The 15,011-nt window shown below is 56.3% G+C and carries 11 protein-coding genes and 1 pseudogene; 6 read left to right on the forward strand and 6 right to left on the reverse strand.

All coding sequences use genetic code 11. From position 1 onward, the window contains the following. Positions 1-250: 250 nt before the first annotated feature. Positions 251-1,273, reverse strand: a complete 1,023-nt coding sequence (locus C7402_RS20595; protein ID WP_116611862.1) for a DUF6236 family protein — start codon at positions 1,271-1,273, stop codon at positions 251-253. A gap of 9 nt (positions 1,274-1,282) precedes the next feature. Then, complete coding sequence (locus C7402_RS20600) at positions 1,283-4,774, reverse strand: tetratricopeptide repeat protein (protein ID WP_208948961.1); 3,492 nt, start codon at positions 4,772-4,774, stop codon at positions 1,283-1,285. A 340-nt stretch (positions 4,775-5,114) separates the two neighbouring features. Between C7402_RS20600 and C7402_RS20605 the strand changes: the two genes are divergently transcribed. Then, a protein-coding gene (locus C7402_RS20605; protein ID WP_116611864.1) for an IS3 family transposase occupies positions 5,115-6,277 on the forward strand; the annotation gives its coding sequence in 2 pieces (ribosomal slippage) (positions 5,115-5,379 and positions 5,379-6,277; 1,164 coding nt in all). Between the two features lie 145 nt (positions 6,278-6,422). Here the strand turns inward: C7402_RS20605 and C7402_RS20610 are convergent. Beyond that, positions 6,423-7,142: a hypothetical protein gene (locus C7402_RS20610; protein ID WP_133254514.1), complete on the reverse strand. Its 720-nt coding sequence runs from the start codon at positions 7,140-7,142 to the stop codon at positions 6,423-6,425. 136 nt (positions 7,143-7,278) lie between these two features. Between C7402_RS20610 and C7402_RS20615 the strand changes: the two genes are divergently transcribed. The 3 genes and pseudogenes from C7402_RS20615 to C7402_RS20625 form a co-directional block, all read left to right on the forward strand. Next, a complete protein-coding gene (locus tag C7402_RS20615) occupies positions 7,279-7,962 on the forward strand; it encodes an SOS response-associated peptidase (protein WP_116611866.1) in 684 nt (227 codons plus the stop codon). Next, a complete protein-coding gene (locus C7402_RS20620; protein WP_116611867.1) occupies positions 7,959-8,168 on the forward strand; it encodes a hypothetical protein in 210 nt (69 codons plus the stop codon). Before C7402_RS20615 ends, C7402_RS20620 begins: the two co-directional genes overlap by 4 nt. Continuing rightward, positions 8,158-8,343, forward strand: a pseudogene (locus C7402_RS20625) (acyl-CoA thioesterase); the annotation flags it as partial. The gene C7402_RS20620 and the pseudogene C7402_RS20625, both read left to right, overlap by 11 nt. 110 nt (positions 8,344-8,453) lie before the next feature. Here C7402_RS20625 and C7402_RS20630 read toward each other — a convergent pair. From C7402_RS20630 to C7402_RS20640, 3 genes are all read right to left on the reverse strand, one after another. After that, the gene (locus tag C7402_RS20630) at positions 8,454-9,752 is read right to left on the reverse strand and encodes an MFS transporter (protein ID WP_116611868.1); all 1,299 of its coding nucleotides are present in this window, start codon (positions 9,750-9,752) and stop codon (positions 8,454-8,456) included. A 72-nt stretch (positions 9,753-9,824) separates the two neighbouring features. Beyond that, positions 9,825-11,252: a sulfatase family protein gene (locus C7402_RS20635; RefSeq protein WP_116611869.1), complete on the reverse strand. Its 1,428-nt coding sequence runs from the start codon at positions 11,250-11,252 to the stop codon at positions 9,825-9,827. A gap of 117 nt (positions 11,253-11,369) precedes the next feature. Further along, positions 11,370-12,329, reverse strand: coding sequence for a LysR family transcriptional regulator (locus C7402_RS20640; protein ID WP_165841931.1), 960 nt, complete (start codon positions 12,327-12,329; stop codon positions 11,370-11,372). Positions 12,330-12,339: 10 nt separating this feature from the next. Between C7402_RS20640 and C7402_RS20645 the strand changes: the two genes are divergently transcribed. Both C7402_RS20645 and C7402_RS20650 read left to right on the forward strand, forming a co-directional pair. After that, a complete protein-coding gene (locus tag C7402_RS20645) occupies positions 12,340-13,611 on the forward strand; it encodes a porin (RefSeq protein WP_165841932.1) in 1,272 nt (423 codons plus the stop codon). Between the two features lie 56 nt (positions 13,612-13,667). Then, positions 13,668-13,988 carry an NIPSNAP family protein gene (locus C7402_RS20650; RefSeq protein WP_165841933.1) on the forward strand — a complete coding sequence of 107 codons (321 nt, stop codon included), beginning with the start codon at positions 13,668-13,670 and terminating at the stop codon, positions 13,986-13,988. Positions 13,989-15,011: the final 1,023 nt, after the last annotated feature.

The raw sequence follows: 15,011 nt of genomic DNA on the forward strand, positions 1-15,011 counted from the left end.
CGCTGTGCCTCTCACGCCGGCGCCTGCTGCGGCGTCTGGGGCCAAGTCATCTTCGAAGTCTCCAACTGCTCAGGCGTCAGGCACAACGGGCTGACGCAACGCGCCGTATAGGGGCAGCCAAAGCAATGATTTTGGCCCAGCGCTTCGTGCATCTACAGTCCCACGAGAGTCGGCTGGCCGGTGAAATCCGAGCTTGTACGGCGTCCGAGTCGCCGTCACCCAATTGTCCAACACTGGATTGCCATTGAGATTATTTCGACCGGTCGTTCCGACTAAGCCGGCCGCGTGCGTGAGCGATGTAAGCCAGAGGCTGCTTCTTCTGAACGTCGCTCAATCCGCCTATGGATGAGAATGCAGCGTAGACCGCCCCAGCGAAACTGACTGCACCACCCGAAAATGCCATTACGGTATCAGGTGGTGTTGAAGCCCATTGCATTCCGGTACCTGATAAAGGGGCCAATGCTCCAAACACAAGCCTCTTCCAGCTGAACCGCATCGCATCGCGAAGCTCGTCAACCTGAAGCTGACAGTCATTGATGAAAGCTAGCGTGGCGTCTGCTCTGTCCTCCGGGTCTGGTAGATTCGCAATCACAGCAGACTGCGATTCAATTTTTATTCTGAGCGCTGGCAGAAGGCTACCGTGTTTCTCTTTGAAATCAACCAATTCGGACAACGTCACGCGTTCATCAGGTATGGGTAGGAGGCAGGTGAGGATTTGATGGCGTGCCTGCTGATGTTGTGGTGCCTTGCCCCGTCGACTCGCAGTTCCGTGACCAAACCATTGAGCGTATTCCCAGAGATTGGTGACAGGCTCGGCGTCTACGTCATCTAGGTTGCCGAGGCACACAGCCAAATATGTCATGAACAAATTGGCAACGGGGGTGTCGACGCTGTACCACGATGCTCCGTTCCTCGCGGCAAGACCGCGCTCCACAAGAAACTCCGCTATACCGGCCAGCTTCTCTATGTGGATGTCTACACGCGTTCGCACCAAAGGAACTTGAGACAGCCTCTGACGTTTGAGTCTGTCTTCAAGCAGTTGGATGAACGCGGATTCAAAGTCGCCAAGACGATACAAGTGAGCGGCCGGCGAGACAGCCGTTACCAAATCTGCACTCAAGAGCTCGCGCATGAAAGGGGCAAGTTCCCGCCGCCTGTAGTTGTACTCAAGGGGTACTATTGATGATAGCTTGTCCCAATAGAGCAGCGTACGAATAGTCCATGCCGTGTTCGGGACGGAAATGAACGGGAAGTAAAGTGCGTTGTTCCGCATGGTCTTGTTCTATTTATTAAGTTTGTTCGCGATGGCGCGTTGATACCCTCTCGTGAAGTGCTCTTCGTCAGCGGTGCCGCTCGGCAGTCCTTTCCGCATTGTTTGACCATGTTCTTTCGACTTGTTTTTATGCTCATCCATCGAATCTAGCTCTGCAGAAATCTGTGCCATTGTTTCGATTGCCGACTTTTCCTTCGATTCGTCCATCTGGTCGCCATACTGAAGTTCGACAATAGCGATATACACCTCCCACAACCGCTTGTAACTACGCTCACTAGTCAAACCGGGGTGCATGGCAGTCTCTGCAATTAGCAGCGCAAGTCTCTGGACTGGTGTCAGATTGCCAGCATCGGTTCGGAGCTTCGCTTTACCGTGCCATACGCCAACGATGGCGGCAATGGTCGTTAAACTATTGTTCTCATTTGCAACCAACGCGGCCAGAAGCAGCCCAACATGTGTCGCAATTTCCGCATATTTTTTCCGAATGTTCCACAATCCTTCCAAGATTGCGGAACACGCTCGACTCGCAATTATCGCGTCTACCGCTTGTCCGACTCTAGTCGCACGTCCGACTGAGTCGGGCAGCGATGCGATAAGGTAGCGCGGAGTTATGACAATCCCCACATTCCACATACATAGAAGACCGAGCTTCTCGCCAATCTGCTTTGGGGTGAGTAGCTCTAGTTCATCTGCGCGCCGAAGCAAGTCGAAGGTACAAAATCCACTTAGCGCGGAATCGGTCTTCGACACGTAAAGGCGGAGCGCCGCATCGTCGGAGTAAATGAAATAGCGTCCGTCCTCCACCAGCAGGCTCATGTCCTCTGAAAGCAAATGCTGTTTTGGACCTTGTTCGTCAGCTGACATTGAGCTGACGGGCTGCTGGATGTTCTGGAAGCGGTTTTTCAGTTCTTGAACGAGCCGCGCGTACCGCGGCTGCGACCAGGGGTTCGCTAAGGTGGACGCTCGCTCGCGGATTTCTATCAGCAATGCTTGACTGACCGCGATTTTAGGGAAGATGGCGAAGAGCGTATCGAAGAGTTCTAGGTCCTGCAGGACGAACAATGCGGTCAGGTCTAGCAGCGGGATGCCCGTAACCAGTTCATGAAATGAGCGCTCAACCCATTGACCCATAATCATCTGGAGATGATATTGATGGGCGTCCCGTTTCGACCTCTTTCCCATTTCCCAAAGCTCGCCATCGTCTCTCACATTCTGGTGGACAAGCCGTGGCCGCCACGAGAACGGTACGGGCAATTCGCCGCGGCTGAGTTGTCGCACCATCTTTTCTCGTGCAGGATTCGGTGCCTCAGGGTCGCCGAGAACCTGCTTGAGCATCGCCATGAGGTCTTCGCCGCTGGCATTCTCCGGCAGCGACCCGCGACGGAGGATTTTAGAATCCGGCCACCGTTCAACGAACCGAGTCAACCGTTCGTTGAATTCAATGGCCCTTGCAGGCTCGCCCCTATCCTCCACCCCTATCGTCGCCGTGAGGAACATCGACAGAAACTGTCCTTCCGCGTACTCGTCGTTTCTGTCGACGAGTTGGCCCATCGTCCACGCGATGTCAATGGCTCTTTTGCTTCTTGGCTCCTTTGCCTGTAACAGGTTAAAGAGGAGACGCATACAATCGAGACGACGATTCCTGTCGGTCTCTTCACCCAAAAGCCGCTCTACGAGCTCTAACGCTTCGTCAATGAATCCAGACCTAGTAACGATATTGACATATGTATTCGTTGCCAATTCGTCGGAGACGCCGCTGTCAAGGAGGCGGCGAAGCTCGTGCAGCGCATCCGACGAGAGCCCCAACTTGTCAAGAGCGAGAGCTCGAATGGCTAGGAAGCGCCCAATATGGTCAAACTTCGATATGGCTCGGTCCGCGACAGCAAGTAAATTACTCCAGTTCCTGAGAGTTACATGCGCCTGGGCGAGCTGAAACTCACCTTCAAGTGAGATTTGCTGGAATTCCCTGATTCGTTCGGCAACTTGAACGCACTCAGCTGCCTGCACTAAGTCACCTGCGTCGAGAACGTGAAATAGCTGCAACGCGATTGTCAGCGGGCGATTGAGCCGATGGTAATCCGCTTGCAGCTCTCGCAATGGAGGTTCCCGACTGAGGGCGTTGTCGCCGACTGCTCGAAAATATTTTAGGACGGCAAGGTGCTCTTTCCATTCGTCACGTTGTTCTAGACGCGCCAGCAAAGGTTGCACCCGCTCGTTAAGCAAGAGCCGGTCTGCCGACAAGACGCTGAGACACAGCGAGACGGGATAGAGCAGGTGGTCTTGAGGCAACTCGTCGAGACCGGCTTCCATTGTCTCGAGGCACTGACGATGGGCTTTTGCTTGATGCAGAATCCCGATTCGTCTGAAAGCTTGTTCGGACGATGCTGGTTGGCGCTCGTTTGCGGCCAGTGCAGTCGGATAGTCGGCAACATTCACCGCAATCAATTCCAATGCCCGCTGAACGACCTCAAGGTGAGGTCGAGCTGTAGCAGCCTCCTTGGCAAGCTGTAGCTGCTCCTTTGCTCGACCGAGCATCAGCGCGGTTGCCCCCCAAATGTCAGCGATGTACTCCACATTGCTGGGCCAACCCGCTTCTTTTAGCAACCGCACCGATTCGGCAATGTCATTCCATGAACGCTGGAGGAGGGATGATTCAATGGTTGCTGGGCCACTCCAGGCCGCTATTACGTAATCTCCGGCGTTGCGAACGTCGGCAGGCATCGCAAGGCTGAATAAGGCGCGAGCGCGAAGGATGAGGAAGAGCTGTTGATGTCGAGGGGAGACATCGCTTTGAGCGAGCCCCTCGTCGCTTAGGCTCACGACGTCCTCATGACGGTCCTGCATTGACGCGATGATTCCTAGCGTTGGTAACGCTACTGTTCTGTCTAGGCGAGCTAGAATCCCGAAGGCGTTCTCGAATTTTGCTTCTGCAGCTAAGACGCGCGCAAGCATCGCTTGAGTTTCCGGGTCCTGTGATTTCAAGCGAGATTTGATTGCCTCGCTATCTACCTCTGTACCGGCGACACCTTGAACAGCTAGCTGTGCCTCCGACCATGCAATGACATAGCGGGGCAGGTCATTAGTTAGTTCGCACGCCTTTTGGTGGCAGGTCACAGCCCTCTGCTTATTGCCTACCCAAGTCGCAAGGCGTCCTCGACAGTACCAGTACTCAGCCTGTTCATGAGGTGTTGCATCATCAAGACCGAATTCAAGCGAGTCGAGAATCGATTGTGCCTTGTCGATGGTCCCAATTCGAAGTAAGCGGTCGGTCTCATTGAGTTTTCCCGCAATCGATTCCTTAGGAGCCTCGGGCCACGGCGAACTTATGGGGGCGGCAACTGCTTGAAGAAGCGAGCTATCATACGCGCCTAAGTTCTTGGCAAGATTTTCCAGCATGACAGCCCTTTCGTCGGGGGCAGTTGACGGCAATTTCTCCTCTAACATGGCCTCAAAGTTTGCTGCGGTCTGGACTAGACGAAGCTTCTTTTCGAGCTCCGGCAAAAGGTCTAACTCGTCTGACAGCAGGTTCGCGACTGGAACCCTGACTGTGAGCGTGTCTGTATCCGCTGAGTCTTTGCCTTCTTGCCTGTAGCGTTTGAGCTCTTCGTGAATCCAGACGTAGAAGCACGGGCAGTTCTTTGTGTTTTTATCAACGCTTAGGTCACAAAGCACGAGCAAGATAGGCTCACTGGTTCGGGAGTAATAGTTGACCGTACGACGACTGAGCCCAATGGAGTAGAAATCCTTCTTGGCGCTTAGTGTGGGAGATTCCGTTCCTGTAGTGGTCTAATCTCCCCGGACACCAATTTAGGCGAGAATACTCGTCATAAAGAGGTGTCTGATGAGCAAGCAACGTCGTACGTTTTCCCCTGAGTTCAAGCGCAGTGCTGCGTCTCTGGTTCTCGACCAGAGCTATAGCCACGTCGATGCCAGCCGGTCGGTCGGCGTTGCGGAGTCGGTTCTGCGTCGCTGGGTTCAACAACTGCGTCAGGAACGCCACGGCATCGCACCTCACGGTCCCGCAATGACGCCAGAGCAGCAGCGCATCCAGGAGCTGGAAGCGCGGATTGAACGCCTCGAGAGGGAGAAGACCATTTTAAAAAAAGCTACTGCGCTGCTGATGTCGGAAGGGATAGAACGTACGAAATAATCGACCAGGTCGGCGACGGCGTGTCGGTGGCAATGTTGTGTGAATTGTTCGATATACCTCGGTCGTGCTTTTACGCATACAGACATCGTCGAGAGCGAGTTGACGTGGCACGAATGGCACTGCGCAGTCGCGTGCACGAGTTGTTCGTCGAGAGCCGAAGCTCGGCAGGCAGCCGCAGCATCATGGGCATGCTGCGCGAGCAAGGCGCGACGATTGGACGTTTCAAGGTCAGTCGTCTGATGGACGAACTCGGTTTGATTTGCAAGCAACCTGGCAACCACGCATACAAGCGCGCCACGGTGGAGCGCGTCGACATTCCGAACGTCTTGAATCGGGGGTTCGATGTGGCGGCACCGAATCAAGTCTGGTGCGGCGACATTACGTATTTATGGGCGCAGGGTCGCTGGCATTATTTGGCCGTGGTGTTGGACCTGTTCACGCGCCGCGTTGTCGGCTGGTCATTCTCGACGAGCCCCGACGCCGACCTGGTGGTGAAGGCATTAGACATGGCGTTCGAGCAACGCGGTCGGCCTACGGGCTTGATGTTCCACAGCGACCAGGGCGGTCAATATGCTAGCCGGAAATTCCGTCAGCGGTTGTGGCGCTATCGAATCAGGCAGAGCATGAGTCGGCGTGGAAATTGTTGGGATAACAGCCCGATGGAACGCCTGTTTCGAAGCTTGAAAACGGAATGGGTGCCGAGCACTGGATATACGAGTGCTGGAGAAGCCCATCGGGACATCAGCTATTACCTGATGCAGCGATACAACTGGACTCGACCGCATCAATTCAATGACGGTCTAGCGCCCGCAGTCGCAGAAGAAAAACTTAACTCGGTGTCCGGCGTGAGTTGACCACTACATTCCCTTTTGTTGAACTCTAAAAATGCCACTGTAGCGGCCGCTCTTCACAATCTGGATTTGATAGTCAAACCCTGCGTCATCCGTTCCTTCAAGAGAATTGACTCGCCAACTATCGGGTCGATTTGCGGCGAAACACTTAGTTGCACGCTGACCGATGCGCTGAGCTTCGCTCTCCATCGGAAGTTCTAGGTTGGAAGACATGATTAACCTTTGTTTGGCGCTTGCCGGCGGAAGTCGAGAAAGCTTGCGCGTGAGGATGCGTTCGGAAGCAGCTTGTGTTGACCATATTTCCCGTGCGCGTTGACGTGCAATGCACAGTGTTCAGGCGTCCGGTCTGCGGCTGGCGGGAGTTGACCGCCTGCATATAGTTGGCCGAAGCATTGAGGCTATTGGCGAACTGCTGATTGGCAATCTGTTGGGCCTGAAGTTGCCGGTCTTGGTCCTGAATCATACGTGCCTCACGATACTGTCGGTCGGCAACCGTCGCGTAGTCCTTCTGCAAATGCCAGTAGCTCTCACCAGCGATTGCTTCCAGTTCCGAGAGGGCGTAGCGGCCGCACTGTACCTCAAGCGCTAACCTGCTGACATCCTCAGCAGGATGCGCGCGCAAGATTCTCCTAAGCTCGGAATCGAGCGGAGTAACGAACGAGGGAAGCCCATAGCGGGAACGTTCGGCGCGCAGCTTGCGCTCGCGCCGCCACGGCAAATCTGGCGCCGGCGGGTCGACGTACGGCGCCACCATGCTGTTGCGGTCACGCTTAGTGTGGTCGAGGCGATAGACGCACATGTCATAGGCATACCAGTCCCCACGGGCCTCTTCGTCCGTAAGCCATACGGGCGTCGGCACAAACCGCATTTGTACCTCGTCCCAGACTGCCCACCTGTGCTCCCAAACTGGCTCCATGACCTGACAAGAATGCTGTATGAATGTACAGTATATCCAGGAATGCTGGCAGGTTGGCAAGTGGCCGTTGGCTCTATGGAGGAGTTCTATGTGCACAAACTACGCGGCGGCGCGCCGCGACCGGATTTTCAAGCAGTTCGGCGTCGAACCGTCCGATAGCCCGTGGCGAGACGAGGCGTACAAGGACTATCCGGCACCAATTGTCAGGCGCGTGGCCGACGCCGAGCGAGCTGACGTCGCAACGTTCGGGATGGTGCCGCGCAAGCACATTCCGCCCGGCGTCCGTGTCTTCGACACAATGAACGCGCGCGCGGAGACGGTGGGCGAGAAGCGTAGCTTCAGCGGTGCGTGGAAGCGGCTGCAGTTGTGCCTTATACCTTGCGAAGCGTTCTACGAGCCCAATTACGAAAGCGGGAAAGCTGTGCGATGGCGCATCAACATGGCCTCCGGCGAACCTTTCGCGATTGCCGGGCTATGGCGCGAGTGGGGTGAAGGTGCCGAAGGCAAGGCGCTGTCGTTCACGATGCTGACCGTCAATTCAACTGAGCATCCGCTCATGAATCGGTTCCACAAGCCAGGTGACGAGAAGCGTTCTGTCGTCATCGTCCGGCCGACGGACTATGAGAACTGGCTCGGCAGCAACTCGACGGATGAAGCGCGTTCGTTCCTGAATCTTTTCCCCGCGGAGCTGATGCATGCCGAGGCGTTCCCAGCGCCGCCACGTGGGTCTAAAGCCAGCGCAACTGCGCCGAAAATAGAAGGCGAGAAATGAAGAGGCTGGATGATGAAGCGAGAGCGGAACTGCTCACATTCCTCGTGGTTGGACAGCTGTTCGCGTTCGTATTCGTCCTTGATGGCGAGAAGCTTATAGAAGGTAATGGCGACAGCGCGCACGACGTCGTTGTTTTGGGTTTTCATCGCCTTTCCAATCAGATTGCGATAGCGTTCGACGTATCGGCGGCCACCGCAGACTACTGATTGCCTAATGGTCTTTGTTGCTGTTGACGAGGATGGAAAGCCTTCACCAGTGCCATCGTTCACACCGGTCACCGGAGAGGAGCGACGTTTGGCTAAGTACGCGATGAACGTGAAGAGTGCTCTTGATGCAATCGTGGAACTTAAGCCAGAAGACGTGGCGACGGGCGGCGTTTGAGCCTGACATGAGACGGGGACATAGTGAAACCGTCTCCCGTTTTGATGATTGCGCTTGAGTCGGCTACTGTCGCAAGGAGCAATGGCGGTTTGCTCCCCGCACGCAGAGATTTAGGCTTCGGCCTTGCGCAGTCGGCCGCCGAAATGTTTGAGCAAAAGCCCGGCGCAGAGCGCCAGCAAGGCGACAAGGGCGATATAGACCCCGGGCATCGCTGCATGCTTCGTTGCCTTAATGAGGAAGGTGATGGCAACCGGCGTAAGACCAGTGAAGATGACGGTACTGAGATTCAGCGAGAGCGCAATGCCGCTGAATCGCACCTCGGTTGGGAAGAGGTCTGCGAGGATGCAGGCGTAGGCTCCTGCAACAAGCCCGCCAACGAGGCCCATTGCGATGACGGCGGTCAATAGGTCGATGGTGCCCGCGACCAGCGCAAGATAGAGCGGGTAGCTGCCGCCAATCATCAGCAAGGTACCAATTCGATGCACGATACGCCGCGGAAGGTGGTCGCACAGCCATCCGGAGAACAGAATCGAAATTGAGAGGCAGGCGACGCCGACATTCTGGCAAGCACTGACGAGACGAGCGTCGTGGTGCAACGTGTTGGTGGCAAAGTTCGGAAAGAAGACGAAGAGCATGATGTTCGATGCGTTCACCACGCTCGAGATGCCCACGCCAATCAATACAGCCTTTCCGTGATGAGCAATGAGGTCGCGGAACGGCTTGCGCGACACGTGCGTCCGCATGCGGGCAAATTCCTGAGTTTCCTCCAGAGAGCGTCGCAGGAAGTAGCTGACCAAGCCGAGCAGGCCGCCGAGACAGAACGCAATTCGCCAGCCATAGGAATGCACGTCTGCAGCACTCAGCGATGACTGGATGACAAAGTTCGTCATCGTTGCGATGAAGATGCCACTATTCAAGAAGAAGAGGACGAGGCCGCTGACAAAACCGGCCTTCTGCGGGACCTCTTCGACTACATATGTAATGGCGCACGGCAGCTCTCCGGCGAGGAAGAAGCCCTGCATGAGTCGCAGCAGGATAAGCAGCAATGGCGCCACTACCCCGATTGTTGCGTACCCTGGCAGCAATCCGATACCGATGGTCGAGGCCGACATCGCCAAAACTGAGACGAGGAAAACGTATTTTCGTCCGTGTCGGTCGCCGAAACTGCTAAGAACTATGGCGCCGAGCGGGCGCGATACGTAGCCGACGGCGAAGACGCCAAACGAGCTGATGAGAGCGACGACTGGGTCGAACGACGGGAAAAACTGTGAGGCGATTTGCTTTGCGAACACGCCGTACACGATGAAGTCATACATCTCCAGCGAACTGCCGAGGCTCGCCAGAAGGACGGTCTTCCACTTTCGCATAGAGAATGTGGCCTGTTGTGGAGCGGTGCTCGTTGAAAGCATTGCTCTGTCTCCTTTGATTTGATTCTGCAGCTAGCTCTGTTTTCGGCGCTTGCGGCGAAGGGTGAGAGGGGCTCACTGTCGCTGCACGGGCGTGGCCCCAGGTGTTCCGGTTTTCAGTGCCGACTCTCGCCCGCCAAAGTTCTCAATCAAAGCGTGCTGGTCTTGCTTGGCGGACGCATCTACAGCTTCCGGGTCGACGATGTTTCGAAGTTGCGCTTCGAACTCTGCGGCCAATTCCCGATATTCCGGCAATGAAGCAACGTTGTGCGCTTCGGTAGGGTCGGCCTCGAGGTTAAAGAGCTCAGGCTCAAGGCCTACGTAGTAGTGGTATTTGTACTTCTTGTTCGCGAGCATGTATGCCGCCGACTCGCAGCCAACGGCGTGGTATTCGCTAAAGACAGTGCGGGTTGGGTCGTCGGGCGTATTCGCCAGATGCGCCATCGATGTGCCCGGCGACTCGACGTCTTCGGGCAAACCGACCTGGTCGAGAATGGTGTTCTGGATGTCTACCAACGAGACCGGGGTTTCACAAACTCGGCCGGCGGGAATTTCGGGCCCGGCAAGAATCATCGGAACACCCGTGGATTCGCGATACATCAGGCACTTGTTCCACATCCCACGCGAGCCGAGGTTCTCTCCGTGGTCGCTGGCGTAAATGACCGTTGTCGAATCGTCGAGGCCATGCTCCCGCAATGCGTCGAGCACTCGCCCGATATTGTCATCAACGAATGAAACAAGCCCCAAGTACGAGGCGATAGCGAGCCGGCGCTGCTCGTCGCTGCCGATAGCCAGGTCGTGGTCCATATACCGCGCTTGCCGCTCAACCCAAGGGTGGCGCTTATATCCGCGGTCGGGATGCAGCGTCGGTAACTCGATGCTGTCGGTCGGGTAGAGGTCGAAGTACCGCTGAGGGACGACAAGCGGAAAATGGGGCGCCACGAAGCCGACAAAGAGAACCCAAGGCTCTTCTTGTTCAGCGTGTTCGGCAAGCCAGCGGACGGCGTGGTCGGCGACGCCTTCATCGAACTCATTGTATGACGAGTGGCCCGGTCCAATCTGGTCATACAGCTGCGAGCGGCCCATGGTCTCGGGCAGAGGGTCGCGAACGGAGCCCCAGACCTGGCCGATGCCGCCCATGATGTGAGCCGGAGAAATTTGTTTGCGAAAGCCCGCAGGGCTTGACGCGCTTCGGTAGTGAAGCTTGCCAATAGCGTCGACAGCGAATCCGGCATCGTCAACCCGATGCGCCCAACCTTTGGGCTCACCGTCATAGGCTATCGCGTTATCCCAGCAGCGGATTTGGTGAACGTGACGACCAGTGGCCAGGCTCGCGCGTGCCGGCACGCAGATAGGAGAAGGCGTATAAGCGTTCTCGAATCTAGTGCCTCGCGCCGCTAGTTGGTCGAGATTGGGCGTTTGGACAACTTGGTTGCCCGCACAACCCATCAATGCATGTTGATGTTCATCAGACAGAATGAACAGCACATTCGATTGCTTCATTGGGGTCACTGAGTTCGTTTTTTAGAGCGGGGATAGCCGCCAACGATTCCCATCCTGCTTCCAAGTGACCCGCACTACAAGTTACGATTTTTCTCTTTTTCATTACCTGACGGTTATTTATCGGGTTACTACTGTCATCATTGCGCCGGCTTCCTCGAAGCAACGCTGCATCAAACCGACGACCGGGCTCGCGTGGTTGCGCAGGCGAGTCATCAGGATTTGCGAGGGTAGATGGAGCAGCGACAAAGGCAACACCGCTAGGTCGCTGGCATCGACGCTGCGCTGTGCGTATGACTGGGGAAGTAGCGCTATCAGGTTGCCACCTTCCAGCAGAACGGAATATGCCAATAGTGACGCGGATTGCACACACCCTGGCGGCAACTCCAGTTTGTGCCGGGACAGGGTCTGTTCGAGCGCCTTGTCGAGCGCGGAGCCTGCCGGCGGCAGTATCCAGGGTACGTCATGGACGTCTTTCCATGTGATGGTGCGACGGTAGGCCAATGGATGGTCTTTCCCGGCGACTACCACTATTGGGTCATTGCACACGGGGACTTGTTCAAAGTCCCTTTGATGCGGCGGTGAGGTCCGGGAAATCACGATGTCGAGTTCACCCTCCAGCAGCATGGGAAACATGCGGTCTGTCGTGCTCTCTAGCAGCGAAACCGAAGCGTTCGGCGCGTGCCGCTGAAACGTCGCGATGGCCCGCGGCACGAAGACGGGAGTTGTGGTTCCGACGGCCCCGACTGCTATTTTCCCCGCGACGCCTGAGGCCAATGCATCCAGCTCGATTCTTGCCTGCTCCAGATGACGAAGGATTTCCCGGCCATGAGTGACCAGCGTTTCACCGGCCGCCGTGAACCGCAGTTTTCTGCCGGCCCGCTGCACGAGCGGCATCTGTAGCGCCGCCTCCATCTCGGCGATTTGCTTCGAGATTGCGGGCTGTGTGACGTGAAACGCTTCTGCAACTTTGCGAACCTGCCCCACCTGCGCCAAGCGCACCAGAATCCGCAACTGCTGGAGTTTGAGGCCAGCACGAAAGAATCTTTCGATGGCTGCTGGTTGCGTCGTATCACTCACGAGACTACTCATGTCATTACCGTACGGTTATGAATTGGGAAAAAATCGTCAATTTTCTGTTATTGGAAAAAATCATAGTCTTTCCTCCACAGCGAAACAAGCGCGTCTGATGACGGTCATCCCGCCGCAGGCAAAGCGCATCGCACAGAACTACAAAACGGAGACAGAAGTCATGAAGAAGGTCGCAGTTGCCGCCATCCTGTGCGGTGCATCTCATCTGGCGTTGGCGCAGAGTAGTGTCGAGCTCTACGGTATCGTTGATACAGGTTTCGAGTATGTGAGCAATGTCGGCGTTGCGGACAAGGGCCTGTTCCGCGCGACCCAGCTGACCGGACAGCAGCCTTCTCGTTGGGGATTTAAAGGTGCGGAGGACTTGGGCGGCGGATTGAAGGCAATCTTTCGCCTCGAAAATGGATTCTCGATTACGAATGGGCAGTTAAACCAAGGCGGGCGACTGTTTGGTCGCTCGGCTTATGTTGGCTTGAGCAGCAACCAGTGGGGAACCCTCACATTCGGTCGTCAGCAGGAGATGCTCTGGACCGCGTTGCTGCAGGCGGACAACATCGGGTCAGCGTCGTATTCGATGGTCGATTTCGACCCGTTCCTGGCGAGCGCTCGCGAAGACAATTCTGTCGCTTACACCAACACCGTTGGCGGATTTACCCTTGGCGCGACGTACAGCCTCGGGAGAGACACACTCGCACCGGGTAACTGCGCGGGCCAACAACCGGGCGACGGAGTTGCGTGTCGTGCCTGGTCGGCCATGCTCCAGTACAACAGTGCCTCATGGGGCGCATCCGTCGCTTATGACGAGCAACGCGGCGGCGGAACCTCTTCGGTAGCGCTCATACCTAGCCAGCCAACTATCGCCTTCAAGTCGTCGTCGGACAAAGACTCTCGCTTTTTGACTGATGCCTTCGCCAAGTTCGGCGACCTGAGGCTCGGAGCGGGATGGATTTACCGCCGTCTTAGAGCCGACGCAGTGTCACTGCAAACAAATCTGTTTTTTGCCGGCGCAACGTATCCGGTCACTCCTTCAGTCGTGCTCGATGGCCAATACGTAGGTCTGCGCAGTACCGTCGCGGGCGTGCGCGGGGACCTTGCCATTGCTCGAGTGACTTACCTGCTTTCAAAGCGAAGCTCCGTCTATGTCGCGGGCGCGCATATGTTCAACGGCCACGCAGCGACCTTCTCTGTATCCAGCACTTCACCGGTGCCGGCCGCTCCGGTCGCGGGGCGTGGTCAGACAGGCGTGATGGTTGGCCTGCGCCAACTTTTCTAACGGTTTGGATTGGAAGCGGAGACCCCGCTTCCATCCCTCATTGAGGATTGAATGTCGTGATTGTGGAGATTCGAACTTACACCTGCCGAGTAGGGGCGGTGCCATCATTTCTCGAAGCGTACGAGAAAGAAGGCCTGCCGCTTCAACGCGGATACCTTGGCGAGCCAATAGGCTGGTTCGTGAGCGAGGTTGGACGCTTGAACGAGGTCGTGCACCTGTGGAGATTTGAAGACATGGCAGACCGCGAGACGCGTCGCGCAGCCATGCAACAGGACGACCGGTGGCGCACGTTTCTTCGCAGCGTCGCTGCATCGAATTATTTGATTTCGCAGGCGAGCTCCATCTATCGCCCGACCAGCTTCTCGAAGATGCAGTGACGTTGTCGCATCAATGGGTGCCGCTGGGGGAGTGCAGCAGCGTTCTGTGCGTTGCGCTTTCAATGCGAACCAACTTGACGGAATCATCACATTGAAATCAGCTTGATAATGTGGCGGCTGACTTTGCAAAGGGTCTACACTCAATCTATGCCCTCCGCCTGGGAGCCAATATGTCGACAGACGGGAAGATGACGCCTTCAGTTACCGACGCAGTGCAACTCGCGCACGTGCGTGTGGACGTGCTGTTCAGGCGTGTCGGGGCCAGTCAGCCTCCCGACGTCCAACGCGAGCTCTCCGCAGGATTCGAAGAAATACTCGTCGACGTTTTGAGCCAGCATCCTGCATGCGCCTGGTACTGCCGACTTCCTGTCCATCGCCGAGACGGCGACGCAGCTATTCGTCTCTCGTCCGCACGTGTCGAAGCTGCTGGAACAAGGGAAACCGGAACTCCATCATGAAGCGGGGAAAGACCGGGTTGTCACAAAGGCGTCGGTCCTGGCGTATCGCGTCGGCCGCGAGGCAGCAATAGAGGCGTATAACGCTTCGACGTCCAACGAAGAATGAGCCGACGGCCGCGCGCTACGAAGCTGGCTCTGAGCTCGCCACGGACACCTGAATCGTCAGATGCATGACCGAACACTGAAGAGCGCCCAGAGGCGGTCGCACCTTCTATCGCCTGCGATTTGCAAAACTATGCTGTCCATTGGACGCGAGATGCTGTGCTTGCTCGCTGTAACAATGCGGCAATGCAGAGTCGCTCGTGCGGCGCTGCGCGCAGATTCGAGTCGGCTTTGCGATGTGACTCGATGAGTGACGACATTGGGGCAATCTGAAGTTGCCTGTCGTAAAGTTCGAGCAGGCGGGCAGTAGGTCGAACAACGTCAGCACGCAAGCTAAACGGGGCATCTAGCCTTGTCTCAAGTGCAACCGAAACGAACTTCTCATCGGCATCCGAGAAGACGGCCGTTTCACACAATCCATAGCCTGCTTCGAATAGATAGAAGGCGGCGAACATCGTTCGCA

Origin of the sequence: Paraburkholderia unamae (genome assembly GCF_003096875.1) — a bacterium.
GTDB classification, from domain to species: Bacteria; Pseudomonadota; Gammaproteobacteria; order Burkholderiales; family Burkholderiaceae; genus Paraburkholderia; species Paraburkholderia unamae.